Annotated in this window: 18 protein-coding genes; 11 read left to right on the plus strand and 7 right to left on the minus strand. The window is 38.6% G+C overall.

Features of this window, described 5'->3' with window-relative positions:
• From PSN35_RS02260 to PSN35_RS02290, 7 genes are all read right to left on the minus strand, one after another.
• Positions 1-329, minus strand: a 329-nt coding sequence (locus PSN35_RS02260) for a sugar phosphate nucleotidyltransferase (RefSeq protein ID WP_300028874.1), incomplete at its 3' end; no start/stop codon positions are given.
• Entirely contained in the window at positions 326-1,258 is a 933-nt protein-coding gene (locus PSN35_RS02265) for a phosphotransferase (RefSeq protein WP_300028876.1), read from the minus strand. The genes PSN35_RS02265 and PSN35_RS02260, both read right to left, overlap by 4 nt.
• Complete coding sequence (locus PSN35_RS02270; RefSeq protein WP_300028878.1) at positions 1,251-2,084, minus strand: D-amino acid aminotransferase; 834 nt, start codon at positions 2,082-2,084, stop codon at positions 1,251-1,253. Before PSN35_RS02270 ends, PSN35_RS02265 begins: the two co-directional genes overlap by 8 nt.
• A complete protein-coding gene (locus PSN35_RS02275; RefSeq protein ID WP_300028880.1) occupies positions 2,084-3,211 on the minus strand; it encodes a D-alanyl-D-alanine carboxypeptidase family protein in 1,128 nt (375 codons plus the stop codon). Before PSN35_RS02275 ends, PSN35_RS02270 begins: the two co-directional genes overlap by 1 nt.
• A gap of 5 nt (positions 3,212-3,216) precedes the next feature.
• On the minus strand, positions 3,217-4,212 hold the full coding sequence (gene mltB / locus PSN35_RS02280) for a lytic murein transglycosylase B (RefSeq protein WP_300028882.1): 996 nt from the start codon (positions 4,210-4,212) through the stop codon (positions 3,217-3,219).
• Entirely contained in the window at positions 4,212-5,351 is a 1,140-nt protein-coding gene (rodA, locus tag PSN35_RS02285) for a rod shape-determining protein RodA (RefSeq protein ID WP_300028884.1), read from the minus strand. Before rodA ends, mltB begins: the two co-directional genes overlap by 1 nt.
• Positions 5,348-5,710 (minus strand): Mth938-like domain-containing protein, encoded by a 363-nt coding sequence (locus tag PSN35_RS02290; protein WP_300028886.1) that lies wholly within the window; start codon positions 5,708-5,710, stop codon positions 5,348-5,350. Before PSN35_RS02290 ends, rodA begins: the two co-directional genes overlap by 4 nt.
• A gap of 91 nt (positions 5,711-5,801) precedes the next feature.
• On the opposite strand from PSN35_RS02290, the gene PSN35_RS02295 reads away from it, so the two are divergent.
• The 11 genes from PSN35_RS02295 (at position 5,802) to PSN35_RS02345 (ending at position 16,735) form a co-directional block, all read left to right on the plus strand.
• A complete protein-coding gene (locus PSN35_RS02295; protein ID WP_300028887.1) occupies positions 5,802-6,254 on the plus strand; it encodes a tetratricopeptide repeat protein in 453 nt (150 codons plus the stop codon).
• Entirely contained in the window at positions 6,251-7,633 is a 1,383-nt protein-coding gene (gltX, locus tag PSN35_RS02300) for a glutamate--tRNA ligase (protein WP_300028888.1), read from the plus strand. Before PSN35_RS02295 ends, gltX begins: the two co-directional genes overlap by 4 nt.
• Before the next feature lie 18 nt (positions 7,634-7,651).
• The gene (gene glnD / locus PSN35_RS02305) at positions 7,652-10,168 is read left to right on the plus strand and encodes a [protein-PII] uridylyltransferase (RefSeq protein ID WP_300028889.1); all 2,517 of its coding nucleotides are present in this window, start codon (positions 7,652-7,654) and stop codon (positions 10,166-10,168) included.
• A 93-nt stretch (positions 10,169-10,261) separates the two neighbouring features.
• Entirely contained in the window at positions 10,262-10,588 is a 327-nt protein-coding gene (gene trxA, locus PSN35_RS02310; RefSeq protein ID WP_300028890.1) for a thioredoxin TrxA, read from the plus strand.
• Between the two features lie 105 nt (positions 10,589-10,693).
• Entirely contained in the window at positions 10,694-11,956 is a 1,263-nt protein-coding gene (gene rho / locus PSN35_RS02315) for a transcription termination factor Rho (protein WP_300028891.1), read from the plus strand.
• 49 nt (positions 11,957-12,005) lie between these two features.
• Complete coding sequence (lptF, locus tag PSN35_RS02320) at positions 12,006-13,151, plus strand: LPS export ABC transporter permease LptF (RefSeq protein ID WP_300028892.1); 1,146 nt, start codon at positions 12,006-12,008, stop codon at positions 13,149-13,151.
• Between the two features lie 63 nt (positions 13,152-13,214).
• On the plus strand, positions 13,215-13,613 hold the full coding sequence (gene queF / locus PSN35_RS02325; protein WP_300028894.1) for a preQ(1) synthase: 399 nt from the start codon (positions 13,215-13,217) through the stop codon (positions 13,611-13,613).
• Positions 13,567-14,814, plus strand: coding sequence for a polynucleotide adenylyltransferase PcnB (pcnB, locus tag PSN35_RS02330; RefSeq protein ID WP_300028896.1), 1,248 nt, complete (start codon positions 13,567-13,569; stop codon positions 14,812-14,814). Before queF ends, pcnB begins: the two co-directional genes overlap by 47 nt.
• The gene (locus PSN35_RS02335; protein ID WP_300028898.1) at positions 14,814-15,647 is read left to right on the plus strand and encodes an SDR family NAD(P)-dependent oxidoreductase; all 834 of its coding nucleotides are present in this window, start codon (positions 14,814-14,816) and stop codon (positions 15,645-15,647) included. The genes pcnB and PSN35_RS02335 overlap by 1 nt, the downstream gene beginning before the upstream one ends.
• Positions 15,648-15,649: 2 nt before the next feature.
• The gene (locus tag PSN35_RS02340) at positions 15,650-15,874 is read left to right on the plus strand and encodes an exodeoxyribonuclease VII small subunit (RefSeq protein WP_300028900.1); all 225 of its coding nucleotides are present in this window, start codon (positions 15,650-15,652) and stop codon (positions 15,872-15,874) included.
• Positions 15,875-15,883: 9 nt separating this feature from the next.
• Positions 15,884-16,735, plus strand: coding sequence for a polyprenyl synthetase family protein (locus PSN35_RS02345; protein WP_300028901.1), 852 nt, complete (start codon positions 15,884-15,886; stop codon positions 16,733-16,735).
• Positions 16,736-16,737: the final 2 nt, after the last annotated feature.

The following is a 16,737-nucleotide window of genomic DNA, read 5'->3' on the forward strand; positions in this document are numbered from 1 at the left end:
ATGACATCAGAATTAATCACGATAAATGGATCTTTACCCAATAAAGGCAAGGCTTTAATAATGCCACCAGCGGTCTCCAAAGCGCCTTCAGGCTCATTGCTGTAAGTAATATTAACGCCAAATGTTGAACCATCACCCAAGTGTGTTTGAATTTTCTCACCCAGATAGGCGGTATTAATGACAATATCGGTAATATTGGCTTTTTTAAGAGCGTTTATTGAATGTTCAATGAGTGCGGTACCTTTAACTTTAATCAGGGGTTTTGGGGTGTTTTTGGTCAGCGGCATCATGCGCTCACCACGACCTGCTGCTAGAATCATTGCTTTCATAAAATATCCTTTAAAAATTGAAATTCAGGATATTTATCTGCCATTTGCAATACGTATTTTTCAACTAAAGGAATGTCGTCTAAGTACTGATTTTTACCATCTCTGATTGAGAGTCGTTTAAAAATACCCAGTACTTTTAAATGACGCTGCAAGCCCATTAAATCAAATTGTTTTTCAAATTCGTCAAAGTCAATGGCGAGCTTGGCTTGTTTGTGAAAATAGGCAAGCAAGGCTTGCACCTCGGATGATTCAAGTTCAACATAGGCGTCTTTAAGCAGTGAGACTAAATCATAGCTGTTTGAGCCAATTACCGCATCTTGAAAATCGATCACAGAGATTTCATCATTGGTAATCATGAGATTTCTGCAGTGATAATCACGATGAACAAATACCTGAGGTGAATTAAGTGAGTTTTGAATGAGTTGATCGAATAATTGAGACAATTGATTCAATGAACTTTGATCAAGCTCTTTTGGCAAATACCAATCAATCAGTAGGTTTAGTTCGGCTCGAAGCAAAGTTTCATTGTATAAATCAAAAGAAAGTGTTTGAGTGTTAATTGCTTGAATTTTAATTAGCTCGTCAATGGCGCGTTTGTACAGTGCTAGCCTATTGTCAGTGGTAAGTGCTTGTGAAAAAGTGGTGTTACCCAAATCTTCAATGAGCAAGAATCCTTGTTGTAAATCTTTATCAATGATTTTTGGCGCATGAATGTTGTTGCCTCTTAACAATGTGGCAATTTCTACAAAACGCTTAGAGTTTTCTTTTTCGGGTGGCGCATCCATGGCGATAAACGAAAGATTACTCCTCTCAATGCGAAAATAACGACGAAAGCTGGCATCATCACTTGCTTTAGATAAAGTAAAACTAGCATCATCAAAAAAGATTTCTAGCCAGTCTTCTAGTTGATCTAGCCTAGGGTCATGCATTTTTCAAACTCTGATAGTGATCATAAACACTTGACCAGTGCATACCAATCTTCCCTTGATTAATAGGTTGGTCATCAACTTGTGTAATAGGCATAACTTCGCGTGTTGAGCTGGATATCCATACTTCATCAGCACTTAGTAGTTCATCTAAGGTTGGCGCTATTTCTTGAATTGGCAACTGACAAGCTTTAGCGCTTTCTAATACTAAATCGCGCGTAATACCAGAGAGTATATTTGGGCTAGTTGGGTGGGTGAACAATGTGTTGTTTTTAACAATAAAGACATTGGAAGTGGCGCCTTCAGTAATGGATTGGTCACGATGAAGAATTACCTCTTCAACTTGGTTTTGCTTTGCCTGCTGTGAATACATAATATTGGCCAATAGCGAAGTGGCTTTAATATCACAGCGTTGCCAGCGAAAATCAGCTTGTGTAATGGCACTAAAACCTTGGATTAGCTCAAGTTTGGTTTTAGGTGTTAATGGATTTAATTCAGCAAATACGGTTGGTGTGAGTGATTCAAAACTATGCTTTCTTTGCGTGTCTGCACCGCGCGTAATTTGCAGATAAATGGATTGATTTGGTGCTAAATCATGCGTTAATAATTGGCTAAAAATATCATGCCACTCTCGGTTAGTATAAGGGTTTGTTACTGCGATAGCGTCAAGACTATTTTGCAGGCGCTGAAGGTGTTCTTGCAGACGAAAAATATTGCCGTTGTAAACCGGAATTACTTCGTAAACCCCATCACCAAATAAAAAGCCTCTGTCCATAACGGAAATAGAGGCTTGATTTTTAGCTAAAAATTCGCCATTTAGATAGACCATTAAAGCCCAACTTTCTCCAACATGCGTGAGAAAAATCCTGCTTGTTCAGCATCTTCTAAAGCAACTAATGGAATTTTAGCCATGGTTTTTCCTTCAAACTGGATTAACAGATGACCCACTTGATCACCTTTGTTAATAGGTGCTGATAAGTTGGTGTTTAATTGAATGGCTTGATCGGATAATTTATATTGACCGCGTGCTAAGGTGATGTAGGTGTCACCAGTGGTGCCAACTTTTAATGTGTCTTTGGTGGCACTTGAAATAGGTACTTCTTTAGCGATGCCCTTTAAGTTTTGAGTTTCGAAGAAACGGAAACCATAATCGAGAATTTTTTGTGTTTGTGCGGTTCTGGCTTCAACACCAGTTGAGCCAAGCACCACCGAAATAAGGCGCATGCCAACACGCTGAGCACTGGCTGTTAGGTTGTAGCCAGCTTTTTTAGTAAAGCCGGTTTTAAGCCCATCAACCGTATGGTCGCTCCACAATAGCTTGTTACGATTGCGTTGCTTGATGCCGTGATAAGTAAATTCTTTTTCTGCATACCATGGGTAGAACTCTGGAAAATCACGAATGGTAGCTGCCGCTAAAATAGCCATATCAGCAGCAGTTGTGTGTTGGTCAGCATGAGGTAGGCCAGAAGCATTTTCAAAGCGAGAATTTTTCATGCCGAGCTCACGTGCATACTCATTCATATACGTAGCAAAAGTGCCTTCAGTGCCTGCAATGTGCTCAGCTAAGGCGACAGCAGAATCATTGCCTGATTGAATAATCATGCCTTTAAGTAAGATTTCTAATTTGATGTTTTTGCCCACTTCAACAAAACTTTTAGAGCCGCCTGTTTTCCAAGCTTTTTTACTGATGCGAACTTCATCTTCTAGACTTGCGCGCCCATCCTTAATCAGTTGAAAAACCACATAGGCAGTCATTAATTTGGTTAAGCTGGCCGGCGCTCGTTTTTCGTGAGCATTGTTGCTCGCCAGAGTTTTGCCAGAATTGTAGTCAAGTGCCGTGTAAGCAGCCGCATTAATATCAGGTGCTTTTGGGGTAATAAAAATAGCAGCCTGGGCGTTAAGTGCAAGGGTTGCAAGAGAAGTGATTAGGAGTTTTGATACCGATGAAAAATGCATAATAGTTACGGGTTTTGTTGATTGAATTGTTGCTTGATTTTTTCAGATAATTGTACAGCGGTCATTGCATATCTGTTGTCATGATTATAACGGGTTAGTACGTAAAAATTCCAAAAAGTCAGCCAGGTTTCGAAATGATTATCTTGCCTAAGTTTAATAAAGGCAAGCTTGGTGTTTGGATGAATATCACTATCAATGACAAAACCTTTGTTACGCCAATACGCTGCGTTTTTCTTAGGCTTTCTAGTGCCATACGTTGCATGCTTTGATTGGCTGCTATTAAGGGTAATCGGGCGAGTATAGGGGCCGTAATCATGCCATTGATGCTTGTCGAAATAGTTGGCAATTGAGCCAATGGCGTCTGCTGAGCTATTGAATAAGTCTACCTTTTTGTCACCATCATAATCAATGGCGTAGTGGCGATAAGAGCTGGAAATAAATTGTGCAAAACCCAGTGCACCTGCATAAGAGCCTTTGATGGATAGGGGTGGTAAGTTGTTTTCACGTGATAATAGTAAAAATTGCTCTAATTCTTTTTGATAGAATTTTTTTCGACGATGACTGCCAAATGATAGTCGCGCCAGAGTTTCTAAGGTGGCATGCGTGCCTTTATTCTTGCCGTAGTTTGTTTCAATGCCCAGGATAGCCACAATGATTTCTTGAGGTACATGAAACTGTTGTTCGGCACGATCTAGGGTGGTTTTGTTATTTTGCCAAAATTCAACACCCTTATTAATTCGAGTATCGGTAATGAACAAGTTGCGATACTTATGCCACGACATGGATTTGACTTTAGCTTTCTTTTTAATTGGTTTGGATTTTTTATCAGCAACAATTAAGTTCACTTTAGAGAAGATAAAGTTCAGCTCAGTTTTGTCAAATTGATGAGCGTTGACCATTTTATTAATAAAGTCATGGGTTGTTTGAAAGTTCGTTGCCGGCAATGATTTGGCTGATAACGCACTTGAAAACACCAATAATAAAAATAGAAAATAAGGCATTACTGCTGTAAGTATCTTGGGGTTTTATGTTTACGAATAGACATAATAATGCCAAAGCTAGCCATGAGTGTAATGAGTGATGAACCGCCATAACTAACCAATGGCAATGGTACGCCAACCACTGGTAGTAAGCCGGTTACCATGCCAATATTAACAAAGATATAAGTGAAAAATGTTAATGTTAGGCTAGCCCCTAATAATTTAGAAAAATTGTCTTCTGATTGGAACGAGATAACAAATGCTCGATAAATAATTAACCCGTATAAAACAAATAAAAACAGCACACCAATAAAGCCTAATTCTTCCGCCACGACGGCAAAGATAAAGTCAGTTGCATGTTCAGGTAAAAAATTGAGTTGAGATTGTGAGCCTTGTTCAAAGCCTTTGCCAAAAACTCCGCCAGAACCAATAGCAATTTTAGATTGAAGAATGTGATAGCCTGATCCGAGTGGATCGGAGCTTGGATCAATCAAGGTTAAAATGCGTTTTTTTTGATAAGCCATCAATAAATAGTTCCAGGCGACATAGCCACCACCTGCTATTAGTGAGCTAATTAGTCCAATATTAAGCCAATTATTAGCCAGGATTTGGATGCGAATACCGGAAAAAAATAACACATAAATACCTGAAGCGCCGATTAGTAAGGATGTGCCAAGGTCAGGTTGTCGGGCGATTAATAGCACAATAGCGGCGATTGAAATAATAGACAAAAAAATCGGCATGGGTTTTGGTGGCAGGGTTCTTTCACTCAAAATTGAAGCAATGGCAATCGGCACAATAACTTTCATAATTTCTGAGGGCTGAAAGCGTATAAAGCCAAGATCTAGCCAGCGTTGGGCGCCGCCACTACTAGCGCCAAAAAATAAAACCAAGGTGAGTAAAAAAATACCAAACAACATTAAGAAAGGTGAGAATCGCCTAAGCATATAGGGTGGTATTTGTGCAATGACTAACATGGTGCTAATGGCCAATGCAAAATGAAAAATTTGTTTATAGAGTGTGGATATTGAGCCCGCTGAAGCGGAATATAACACCACTAATCCAAAACTACTTAGCGCCATAATGAGTAAAAATAATGGCGTATCCATTTTAAAATAATGCCAATAGTGGCGTAATTGGGCAATGCTAAATAACTTCACAATAACAATAAGCCAGCATTTCTGGCATCTGAGAGTAGTAAGTTAAAGCTTCGACAAGCGGAGTCACTGTTCATGCTTTCACTGCCAATACTCATTTGTTGAATAGCTACTTGTTGCTGGCCAGTTAAAAATTTTGGTGATTGCCCTGTACCAATGATGAGTAAATCAATTTCATCGTGAGAAATTAAAGGAAAAAGTGATTGTTTATTGATATCAGTAATATGGCTAAATTCAATCTCAGTGGCAAAATTTTTAGAAATGAAGCACGGAATTTTTAGCTGTTGATGAGACAGTTGAATGGTGTTGTTTTCAAAAGAAATAACACTGTTTTGATTGTTGTCTTGTTGGCTAAATTCCACTAAAAAAGTAAGGTTTGTTTGCTGATTATTCAGCCATTATAACAACAGTCTGCGTGTAAAATTATTGTCTTTATTACATTCGAGACGTATTGTGAGCGATTCTAATTCTACTGATATTTATAATGCAGATTTATCAAGTGGCATCACTGCCTTTGATACCAAAAACTTTACCATGGCTTACCAGCTCTTAGCGCCGTTAGCAGCACAAGGTAACGCCGAAAGTCAATGGCGTCTTGGCATGATGCAAATGAATGGTTTAGGCATGGTAGAAAATCAGCCGCTAGGACTTGAAAATTTTAGATTGGCAGCTGATCAAGGTCATGTATTTGCACATCATATGATTGGTGTTGCTTACATGACGGGTGAAGGGGTTGACAAAGATATTGACAAAGCCATTGAGTGGTTTGAAAAAGCGGCCGAATTTGGCATTCCAGGCCCTATGTATACCTTGGGCATGCTGTATGAAGATGGCAAAGAAGTTGAGCAAGATTTAGAAAAAGCACAGCTTTGGTATGATAGGGCAGCAGAAGTTAATACACCATGAAGTCAAGATTCGCCCCATCACCAACAGGCTACCTACACATAGGTGGTGCTAGAACTGCACTCTTTGCTTGGGCTTGGGCCAAGAAACAGCAAGGCCAATTTGTACTTCGTATTGAAGATACAGATCGCGAACGTTCTACGCAAGCTTCGGTCGATGCTATATTAGATGGTATGAGCTGGTTGGGGCTTGCGCATGACGAAGGGCCTTTTTATCAAACTGATCGTTTTGATCGGTATGAAGAAGTTATCAAACAGCTGCTTGATGATGATAAAGCTTATTATTGTGAGTGTTCAAAAGAACGCCTGCAAACATTACGCGATGAGTTAACTGAAAAAGGCGAAAAAGCTAAATATGATGGCTGTTGTCGAGATAAAAAATTAACTTCTGGCGTGGTTCGATTTAAAAATCCATTGTCAGGATTAGTGGTTTTTGATGATGCGGTTAAAGGGCAAATATCAATTAACAATCAAGAGTTAGATGATTTGATTATTGCACGCAGTGATGGCACGCCAACTTATAATTTAACCGTTGTGGTGGATGATCATGACATGGAGATTGACACTGTTATTCGTGGTGATGATCATATTAATAACACCCCTAGACAAATCAACTTGTATCAAGCGCTGGGTTGGGGTTTGCCTAAATTTGCACATTTGCCAATGATCTTGGGTAGTGATGGTGCTAGGTTGTCAAAACGCCATGGTGCGGTGAGTGTGATGGCTTATCGTGATGAAGGATTTTTGCCAGAAGCGCTACTTAATTATTTAGTGCGTCTGGGTTGGTCACATGGCGATCAAGAGGTGTTTTCGCTAGATGAAATTGTTAGCTTGTTTGAGTTAAAAAACATTAATAAAGCACCCGCTAGCTTTAATCAAGAAAAGCTTATTTGGCTAAATCAGGAATATATTAAATCAGCTAGTGTTGAGTATTTAATTGAGCAATTATCTTGGCACCTTAATCATCAAGGGGTTGATTCTTCAACAGGGCCCGAACTTAATGTGGTTGTGAAGCACTTACAAGAGCGTTCAAAAACACTGGTGGAGATGGTTGATGGTATGAAAATGTTTTATCAAGACTTTACAGAGTTTGATGAAAAATTAGCCAAAAAACAATTTAAAGACAGCGAGTCAATTGCACTGCTAATGAGCAAATTAAGCACTTTAGATGATTGGACTGCAAATGCCATTAAAGATCAAATTAAACAAGTGTGTGATGAACTTGATATTGGGTTTGGCAAAATTGGCCAGCCATTTCGCTTAGCTTTAAGTGGTAATGGTAATGCGGGCAATATTGACATTGTTGCGCAACTCGTTGGTCAAAAGCGCACGCTAAGCCGTTTACAGATGGCGCTCGATTATATTTCTCAACGCAGCGATTAATCAGTTATCATCTAGCGCATGCAATTAGATGATTACAAAACTCGCTATCAAACGCTTCAACAATCCTTAGAGACAGGCTTTTTAAATTCAACCAGTGCAGTTGAAGGGTTTGTACTTGCCAGAGCTAATGGTGTTGATGAGCTGTTAAGAGGTATTTGGCAAGGTTTTGATATGTCTTCATCTATCTCTTTGGTTGCGGTAGGGGGGTATGGTCGCGGTGAGTTGCATTTATATTCTGATATTGATTTACTTATTCTAATTCCAGAAGGTTCACATCAATTACATCAACAAGCAATTGCTCAATTTTTAACATTTTTATGGGATGTTGGACTCGAAGTAGGTCATGCTACAAGAGATATTAAGGATTGCACACGGGTTATTGATGATCTTAGTATTGTAACTAACATGCTTGAATCTCGTCTGATCGTTGGCTCCAAGGAAAGTTTTGGGCAGATGAAAGATGTGATTAAGTTTAGTGGTTGGTCTTCTCAGTCTTTTTTTGTTGAAAAGCAAAAAGAACAGAAAAATAGATATGATAATTTTTCTAACACAGCCTATAACCTTGAGCCAAATATTAAAGAAAGCCCTGGTGGCCTGCGTGACATTCAAACAGTTGCCTGGGTTGCCAAATGGTATTTTGATGTAAACACATTGTTTGATTTGGTCAAGGCTAAATATTTAAGCAATGATGAATACGAGTTATTAAAAACCTCGCAATTGTTTTTATGGCGAGTAAGATTTGCATTACATGTGATTGCATCTCGACGTGAAGATCGACTAGCTTTCCAATATCAAAAACAAGTGGCTGATATGCTAGGCTATGCTGATGGTGATTCCATGGCGGTTGAAAGCTTTATGAAAGATTATTATCAGACGGTAACCAAAGTTACGCGTTTGAACGATATTTTGTTGCAATTATTAGAAGATAAAATACTAAATACACAGTATTTGAATAGCCGGTTTAGAATTTCATACGGCTATATTCACGCTAACCATGATCAAGTGTTTATTCAAAACCCGACGGCTTTTATTGAGGTTTTTTTGTTAATTGCCAAGCATAATTATGTGCGCGGAATTAGTGCTGGAACCTTGCGACAAATCCAAGACAATATCAATTTAGTTGATCAAAATTATTACAAAAAGCGTCATAATAATCGATTGTTTATTGAGTTATTGCAACAAGATCAGGGTATTAACAAGGCCTTAAAGCTAATGAACCGATATGGCGTATTGGCGCATTATATTCCCGCATTTGGCAAGATTATTGGATTGATGCAGTATGATTTATTTCATGCGTTTACGGTTGATCAGCACACCTTGTTTGTGGTGCGAAATTTAAGACGTTTTTTTGTGAGTGAATTTGCACACGAATTTAGCTTATGTAGCGAAGTGGCAGAAACCATTAAAAAACCAGAGTTACTCTTATTGGCAGGATTATTTCATGATATTGCCAAAGGTAGAGGGGGTGATCATGCCCAACTAGGCATGCAAGATGCAAAGAAGTTTTGTGAAAGTCATCAGTTGAATATCGACGATACGCAATTAGTGGTTGATTTGGTTGGAAAGCATTTGTTGATGTCAACTGTGGCACAAAAACAAGATATTGATGATCCTGTTGTTATCAAGAACTTTTCAGAGTCACTTGGCTCGATTAAATTATTAGAGTATTTATATTTGTTAACGGTGGCTGACATACGTGCCACTAGAGATGATCTTTGGAATGATTGGAAAGATTCATTGCTTAGAAAGTTATTTCATCAAACCAAACTTTATTTAGCGCAGGACACTCGTGAGTTGTTAAGCAATGACCAGCGCGCACTTAATAATAAACAATTAGTGATTAAAGCTTGCATCAATCAAGGCTTCGATATGCAACTGGTTGAATTGGTGCTGGAGAGTTTGCCCAAGGAATATTATTTGCGTTACGAATTGGAGGATATATTGTGGCATTTATCACTGCAATTTAATCAAGACTCTAAGCAAATTATTATCAGCTCCAAGATTTCAGAAAGCAACGTGGTTGATATATTTGTTTTGTGTAAAGATTTCAAAGGCTTGTTTTTTAATTTAGTGAGTATTGTTGAAAAAATGGGATTAGATATTGTTGATGCTAAAATTCTAACTACTAAAGATAAAAGGGCTTACAACACAGTGAGTATTTTGCAAGACAACAACCTAGATGGGCTTGATTTGCATCAGTTGATTAAGGACGAGTTGAGCAAGCCAGAAGAGAGTGTTTCTAAGCCTAGACAGCGATTTTCTCATCAATATTTTGAGCATAAAACTCAAATTAACATGAGCGAAAATAAAAAATGGCATTTGTCGAAATTAGAGATTGACACACTTGATCGGGTAGGGGTTTTGTCAAATATTGCTTATGTGTTTTATCGGCTTGATATCTCAATTGTTAATGCACGAGTATCAACTATGGGTGAGCGTGTTGAAGATGTTTTCTATATTCACAATGCACAGGATGACCCGTTGACCACTGATCAGCAGTCAGCTCTAAAAAAGGCTTTAATAGAAAGATTATAAAAACTCTGACAGCACGCCAAATAGTGATATAATTTCAAATCACAGCAGTTCTGCTGTTTCTTTTCATTTCAAAGTATTATTTAAAAAAAACCTATGAACGATAAAATTTTAGCAGTTACAGATGACAGTTTCGAAGCAGACGTCATTAATTCTTCACAGCCTGTTTTGGTTGATTTTTGGGCTGAGTGGTGTGGCCCTTGTAAGGCGCTAGCGCCAGTATTAGATGAAATCGCCGATGAGTATGATGGTAGAGTAACTATTGCCAAGGTTAATGTTGATGAAAATGATCAAACGCCACCAAAATACGGTATTCGCGGTATTCCAACTATGTTGTTGGTTAAAGATGGTGCGGTTGCAGCAACTAAAATGGGCGCTTTGTCAAAAGCAGAATTAAGCGCATTTATTGATACCAATATTTAATTATTAAACAATACAAGCGGCTTTGTTGGTCGTTTGAAAAAAAACTACTTTGCAACTTAATGCAAATTCACTTGACAAATTCTTGTCAACTAAACTGGACACTCCATGAAACTATCTGAGTTAAAAAAATCATCCCCTGAGGAATTACTAGAACTTGCACAATCTTTAGGTGCAGAGAACATTTCTCGAGCCAAGAAGCAAACCCTGATCTTTATTATTCTTAAGGCTAAAGCGGCCAATAATGAAGAAGTGGTGGGCGATGGTGTGCTTGATGTGTTGCAGGATGGTTATGGATTTTTAAGGTCAAGCGATGACTCGTACACCTCAGGTGCGGATGATATTTACATCTCTCCTAATCAAATTAGACGCTTTAATTTATCCACGGGAGATTTGGTTTCTGGAAAGATTAGAGCACCTAAAAAAGGTGAAAAATATTTTGCCCTGGTTCAAGTATCTGAAGTTAATGGTGAAAATCCAGAAAATGTGAGAAACCGAGTACCGTTTGCATCACTGACGCCTATTCACCCAAATCAACGTCTTAATCTAGAAATTGGTAATGGTGGTACCGAGGATATTACCGCGCGAGTTATTGATTTAGTTGCACCTTTTGGTAAGGGTCAGAGAGGATTGTTGGTTGCACCACCTAAGGCTGGTAAAACCATGATCATGCAAAATATTGCTGCTTCTATTTCGCGTAATCATCCAGAGTGCGAACTGATTGTGTTGTTAATTGATGAGCGACCTGAGGAAGTGACCGAAATGGCTAGAACGGTACGTGGTGAGGTAATTGCCTCAACTTTTGATGAGCCAGCAAAGCGTCATGTTCAAGTTGCAGAAATGGTATTACAAAAAGCCAAAAGACGCGCAGAGCAAGGCAAGGATGTAATTATCTTACTTGATTCTATTACGCGTTTAGCAAGAGCTTATAACACCACTGCACCTTCTTCAGGTAAGGTGTTAACAGGTGGTGTGGACGCTAACGCACTACAACGCCCTAAGCGTTTCTTTGGTGCAGCTAGAAACATTGAAAATGGCGGTAGTATTACTATTATTGCCACTGCTTTGATTGACACCGGTTCTAAAATGGACGAAGTTATTTATCAAGAATTCAAGGGTACAGGTAATATGGAGCTACACTTAGAAAGACGTTTGAGTGAAAAGCGCATATTCCCAGCCATTAATATTAATGCTTCAGGTACGCGCCGTGAAGAGCTTATTACTGATGAAAAAGAGTTGCAGAAAATGTGGATTTTAAGAAAAATCCTACATCCTATGGATACAGTAGAGGCAGCTGAATTTTTAATTGACCGTCTTAAGTTAACTAAAACCAATGATGAGTTCTTTGCATCAATGTCACAAAAGAAATAAATCTATCATTCATGGTTTATACTAGTCAACAACGCTAGTGTCAAACCTTATGAGCCCACTTCTAAAGCAAGCATTAAAACTTCAAAATAGCATACTGGCTAAATATTTAATGCGTCAAGTATTAATGTTGTTAGCAGCAGTGTTTATTGTTATCGGTTTGGTGATTTTTGGCAATCAGCTGGTTTTGGTGATTAAAGAAAGCCTACAGCAAAATATTCCAGTTGCAGACTTGATGCCAATTATTGGATTTAAGATGGTTAGAGATGTGCCACTGATTTTATCGCTGTCATTGTTTTTAGCCATTATTATTGCTGTTAGTAAGCTCTATAAAGATTCCGAAGCCATTGTGATGAACTCGCTGGGTATAGGCGATAAACACTTTATGGTATTTATTCAACCTGTTGTTATCTTTATATTTATCTTTATCTTATTCTTAACAACGGTGGCCGTTCCTTGGTCTAAGCAGCAGCGTAGCATGATTATGGATCGCAGTGAAAATGCTTCTGAGTTTTCCTTTATTAAAGAGGGTGAGTTCCAGGAGTTTAAAAATGGTGAATTGGTTTTCTATGCCTCCAAGGTTAATACTGTTGAGGGTGAGTCTACTCAAGACATGGAGGAGATTTTTATTTATGCTGTGGCTAACAATGAGCCTGTGATTACCTTGGCTACTCAGGCGCAAAAATATACTGATGCTAGTAGTAAAAGCGTTTATTTGCGATTAAAAGATGGTACGCGCTATCATGGCTTTCCAACGGATAATAACAAAAAAATTCTAGATTTTGATCAATATGATTTGCAAATTATTGATGGTAGTCGGCAGCATCAGCAAACTAACACGACTAAAATCGAATCAAAACCAACACTAGACTTATTATTTTCATCTAATAAGGCTGAAATTGCTGAATGGCAATGGCGTCTGTCTCAGCCAATTAGTGTATTGATCTTATCTATTTTTGGTGTTTTATTAGGCAAAGCCTCACCAAGAGGTGGAAAGAATTTAGGTGTACTAACAGGCGTACTGGTATTTATTATTTATAACAATGCACTAATGATTGCTAAAACAAGTCTTGAGCGAGGCGATTTGCCTGCTGTGGTGGGTTTGTGGTGGGTGCACGTGTTTGTGCTGTTAACAATTGCGCTTTTTTATGCTTATCGCCATGGAAAATTTTCACAATTGATTGCTAAAGCATTTTAATATCGCCATTTCAACTATGGCGCTAGGCGTGTAAAATATAGCATTTTACTAATTAAAGTAGTCATGTCATCACAGCCTAGCAAAGAACTTGAAATTTTTGACAATCCTAATCCTGAGCGTGATTTTGTTATTCAAATTGATATGCCAGAATTTACTTGTCTTTGCCCAAAAACGGGACAACCTGATTTCGCCACATTGCACCTTGAATATATTGCTGATCAAGCTTGCGTGGAGCTTAAGTCGCTGAAAATGTATATTTGGTCATTTAGAGATGAAGGCGCCTTTCATGAAGCGGTTACTAATGAAATTTTAAGTGATTTGGTTAAGGCGACTAATCCAAGATTTATGCGACTAAAGGCTATTTTCAATGTTCGTGGTGGTGTTTACACAACCATTGTTGCTGAACACCAACAAGATGGGTGGAGTCCAAAACCAATTGTCGATCTTCAATATATTTCGTAGAAAGAAAACAACAACCCTAGTTCGTCAACCGGTCAACTTTGAACAAAAGTTGCTTGATCGTGACGCTATTAAAGTCGTTCAAACGATTGTTAAAGCAGGATATGAGGCTTACCTAGTTGGTGGCTGTGTGCGTGATTTACTCCTGGGTCATCGTCCTAAAGATTTTGATATTGCTACGAATGCTAAACCTGAGCAGGTTAATAAATTATTTAAGCGGTCACGTTTAATTGGTCGACGTTTTCGCCTGGTTCACGTGATGTTTTCTGCTAGAAAATATTTAGAAGTGGCTACTTTTAGATCGGGCCAAGTTAAAACTGCCAAAAGTGGTGTTATTGTTCGTGACAACTGCTATGGAAACATTGAAGAAGATGTAGTTCGTCGAGATTTCAGAATCAATGCTTTGTATTATGATATTAATACACATGAGGTAATTGATTACATTAGCGGTCTTAAAGATATTGACTCTGGTCAAATTCACATTATTGGCGATCCATTAGTGCGCTTTGAAGAAGATCCTGTGCGTATGATTAGGGCAGTCAGATTTCAAACTAAATTAGATTTTCACCTGAGTGATGAAATCAAATCTGCCATACATCAGCAAGCGCCACTATTGGCTAATATTTCACCTGCGCGCCTATATGAAGAATGCATCAAATTATTTCATAATGAATACGGATTTCAGGTTTATGAACGTTTAGAGAAATATGATCTATTGAAGCATTTGTTTAGACAAACACGTAAGAATGACTTTATTAAAATTGCACTAAATAACACCTCTAATCGTATTAAGCGCAATAAGCCAGTAACACCTGCGTTTTTATTTGCTGTGTTTTTATGGCAGGCGCAAACTGAACGTTATCAATTGATTAAGAAGAAGCAAAAAAGCGTTTACTTGTCCATGAGCCAAGCTTCTGAAGAGGTAATTATTAACCAAATCAAACAAGTATCTTTACCAAGATGGCTAACTGCCCGTATTAAAGACACATGGATGATGCAGAATCGATTAGAAAGAATGCAGCCTAAGAAAGTACATGATTTATTGTCAAACAAAGGCTTTCGAATGGCTTATGATTTTTTAGTGCTAAGATCGCAAAGTATTAACCCAGAGCTCAAGTCAGTCGCTGAATTTTGGACCAAAGCTCAATCTGAGCATCACCCTGAGTCTACTCATCAGAGTAGTAAGAAAAATAGGAAAAAATAGTGCGTTCAGTCTTAATTACAGGCTGTTCAAGTGGTATTGGATTATGTTTGGCCAACGGGCTTAAGCAGGCTGGTTATCGTGTATTAGCTACGGCTAGAAAATTTGAAGATGTTGAGTTGTTGCGCCAATCAGGACTCGAAGCCTATCAACTTGATCTTAGTTCTTCGCAGTCAATCCAACAAGCAATGAGTGTTATTAATACAAAGGTTGATAGCTTGTATGGTTTGATTCATAATGGCGCTTATGGTCAAGTTGGCGCACTTGAAGATATCTCAAGAGAAGTACTTGAAGCGCAATTTCAAGCCAATGTATTTGGCTGGCACGAGCTTACCAATTGCGTCCTGCCGACAATGAAAAGCAACAATACCGGTAGAATTATTTATTTAAGTTCTGTGCTAGGCTTTGTGGCAATGCCATTTCGCGGACCATACAATGCATCAAAATTTGCCATTGAAGGGCTGGTAGATACGTTGCGTTTGGAGTTGAGTAATACCAATATTCAGCTGTCATTAATACAGCCAGGTCCGATTGAGTCAAAATTTAGAGAAAATGCTTATTTGGCCTTTATGGAAAATATTGATCAAGAAAATAGTGATTATCAACCGAATTACGCATCAATGATCCAGCGCCTAAAGTCTGATAAAACAGCTGACTTTACTTTGCCACCAGAGGCTGTTTTAAAGTGCGCATTACATGCGCTAGAGGCACCAACGGCTAAAATTCACTATTGGGTAACTTTTCCAACTAAATTATTTGCCCTATTGAAAAGGGTGTTGCCTAGTAGAATTATGGATAAAATACTCTCTAAAGCAGGCGGAGGAGGCAAGCGATAAAAATGGCAAAAAAATTCGATTTTAATAAAGGCTTGGCAGAGCTAGAAGACATTGTAAAAATCATGGAATCAGGCGATTTAAGTCTAGAAGATTCCCTAATGTATTTTTCCAAAGGGGTTGTTTTGACTAAATCTTGTCAAACTGCACTAGATGATGCGAGTCAGAAAATTTCAAAACTCACTGAACAAGACGGATTTTCGTCTGAAACGCCGTTTGATCCGACTTAATAATTACCCATGAATTTTCAATCGCAGGTTGATCGGGTTAATATAAAACTTGATCAATATTTATCAACACAAGGCTCATTAACCGAGGCAATGCGTTATAGTGTTTTGGCGGGTGGCAAGCGTTTTAGACCTATTTTGACTTACTGCGTGGCCGAGCTATTTAACACCAACTTAGCGCAACTAGATTCAAGTGCCTGCGCAGTTGAATTTATCCATGCTTATTCATTGATTCATGACGACCTGCCGGCAATGGATGATGACGATATTCGTCATAATCAGCCCGCATGCCATAAGCAATTTAATGAAGCTCAGGCGATTTTAGCGGGTGACGGCCTTCAGGCATTAGCTTTTGAAGTGCTGGTTAATGATTCTTTGCTGGAACCTGAAATAAAAATAGAGTTGTTATCGACATTAACCCATGCAGCTTTTGAAATGGCCGAAGGTCAAGCGATTGATCTGTCGATTGTGGAGCAATCGGTGGATATTAACGTATTGGAAACCATGCACCGTAAAAAAACTGGCGCTTTGTTAAGTTGTGCGGTTGACTTAGGTGCGATTGTGGCGCAATGCACTGCAAAAGATCGAGCGATTTTACGAGCGTTTTCAAAAGCCATCGGACTGGCTTACCAAATACAAGATGATGTGCTGGATGTTGAGGCGCCAGCTGGGGTGTTAGGAAAAAACCAATATTCAGATATTGATAAAAACAAACCAACGTATCCATCAATTTTAGGACTTGAGGCATCTAAAAGTGCCTATATAGAGTTATACGCTAAGGCTAGCGAGCAGTTGGGATTGCTTGGTGTTGATGCGGGAGTATTGCAGCTACTGATCAATAAACTGCAAACTCGATCGTTTTAGAA

Origin of the sequence: Candidatus Thioglobus sp. (assembly GCF_028599055.1) — a bacterium.
Classification (GTDB): domain Bacteria; phylum Pseudomonadota; class Gammaproteobacteria; order PS1; family Pseudothioglobaceae; genus Thioglobus_A.

What these genes read in the sequence shown, in the direction of transcription:
- gltX (WP_300028888.1), top strand. Translation starts at nt 6,251, where the DNA reads ATGAAGTCAAGATTCGCCCCATCACCAACAGGCTACCTACACATAGGT.
- PSN35_RS02275 (WP_300028880.1), bottom strand. Translation starts at nt 3,211, where the DNA reads ATGCATTTTTCATCGGTATCAAAACTCCTAATCACTTCTCTTGCAACC.
- mltB (WP_300028882.1), bottom strand. Translation starts at nt 4,212, where the DNA reads ATGCCTTATTTTCTATTTTTATTATTGGTGTTTTCAAGTGCGTTATCA.
- PSN35_RS02265 (WP_300028876.1), bottom strand. Translation starts at nt 1,258, where the DNA reads ATGCATGACCCTAGGCTAGATCAACTAGAAGACTGGCTAGAAATCTTT.
- PSN35_RS02270 (WP_300028878.1), bottom strand. Translation starts at nt 2,084, where the DNA reads ATGGTCTATCTAAATGGCGAATTTTTAGCTAAAAATCAAGCCTCTATT.
- pcnB (WP_300028896.1), top strand. Translation starts at nt 13,567, where the DNA reads ATGGGTGGAGTCCAAAACCAATTGTCGATCTTCAATATATTTCGTAGA.
- trxA (WP_300028890.1), top strand. Translation starts at nt 10,262, where the DNA reads ATGAACGATAAAATTTTAGCAGTTACAGATGACAGTTTCGAAGCAGAC.
- rho (WP_300028891.1), top strand. Translation starts at nt 10,694, where the DNA reads ATGAAACTATCTGAGTTAAAAAAATCATCCCCTGAGGAATTACTAGAA.
- glnD (WP_300028889.1), top strand. Translation starts at nt 7,652, where the DNA reads ATGCAATTAGATGATTACAAAACTCGCTATCAAACGCTTCAACAATCC.
- PSN35_RS02340 (WP_300028900.1), top strand. Translation starts at nt 15,650, where the DNA reads ATGGCAAAAAAATTCGATTTTAATAAAGGCTTGGCAGAGCTAGAAGAC.
- queF (WP_300028894.1), top strand. Translation starts at nt 13,215, where the DNA reads ATGTCATCACAGCCTAGCAAAGAACTTGAAATTTTTGACAATCCTAAT.
- PSN35_RS02345 (WP_300028901.1), top strand. Translation starts at nt 15,884, where the DNA reads ATGAATTTTCAATCGCAGGTTGATCGGGTTAATATAAAACTTGATCAA.
- lptF (WP_300028892.1), top strand. Translation starts at nt 12,006, where the DNA reads ATGAGCCCACTTCTAAAGCAAGCATTAAAACTTCAAAATAGCATACTG.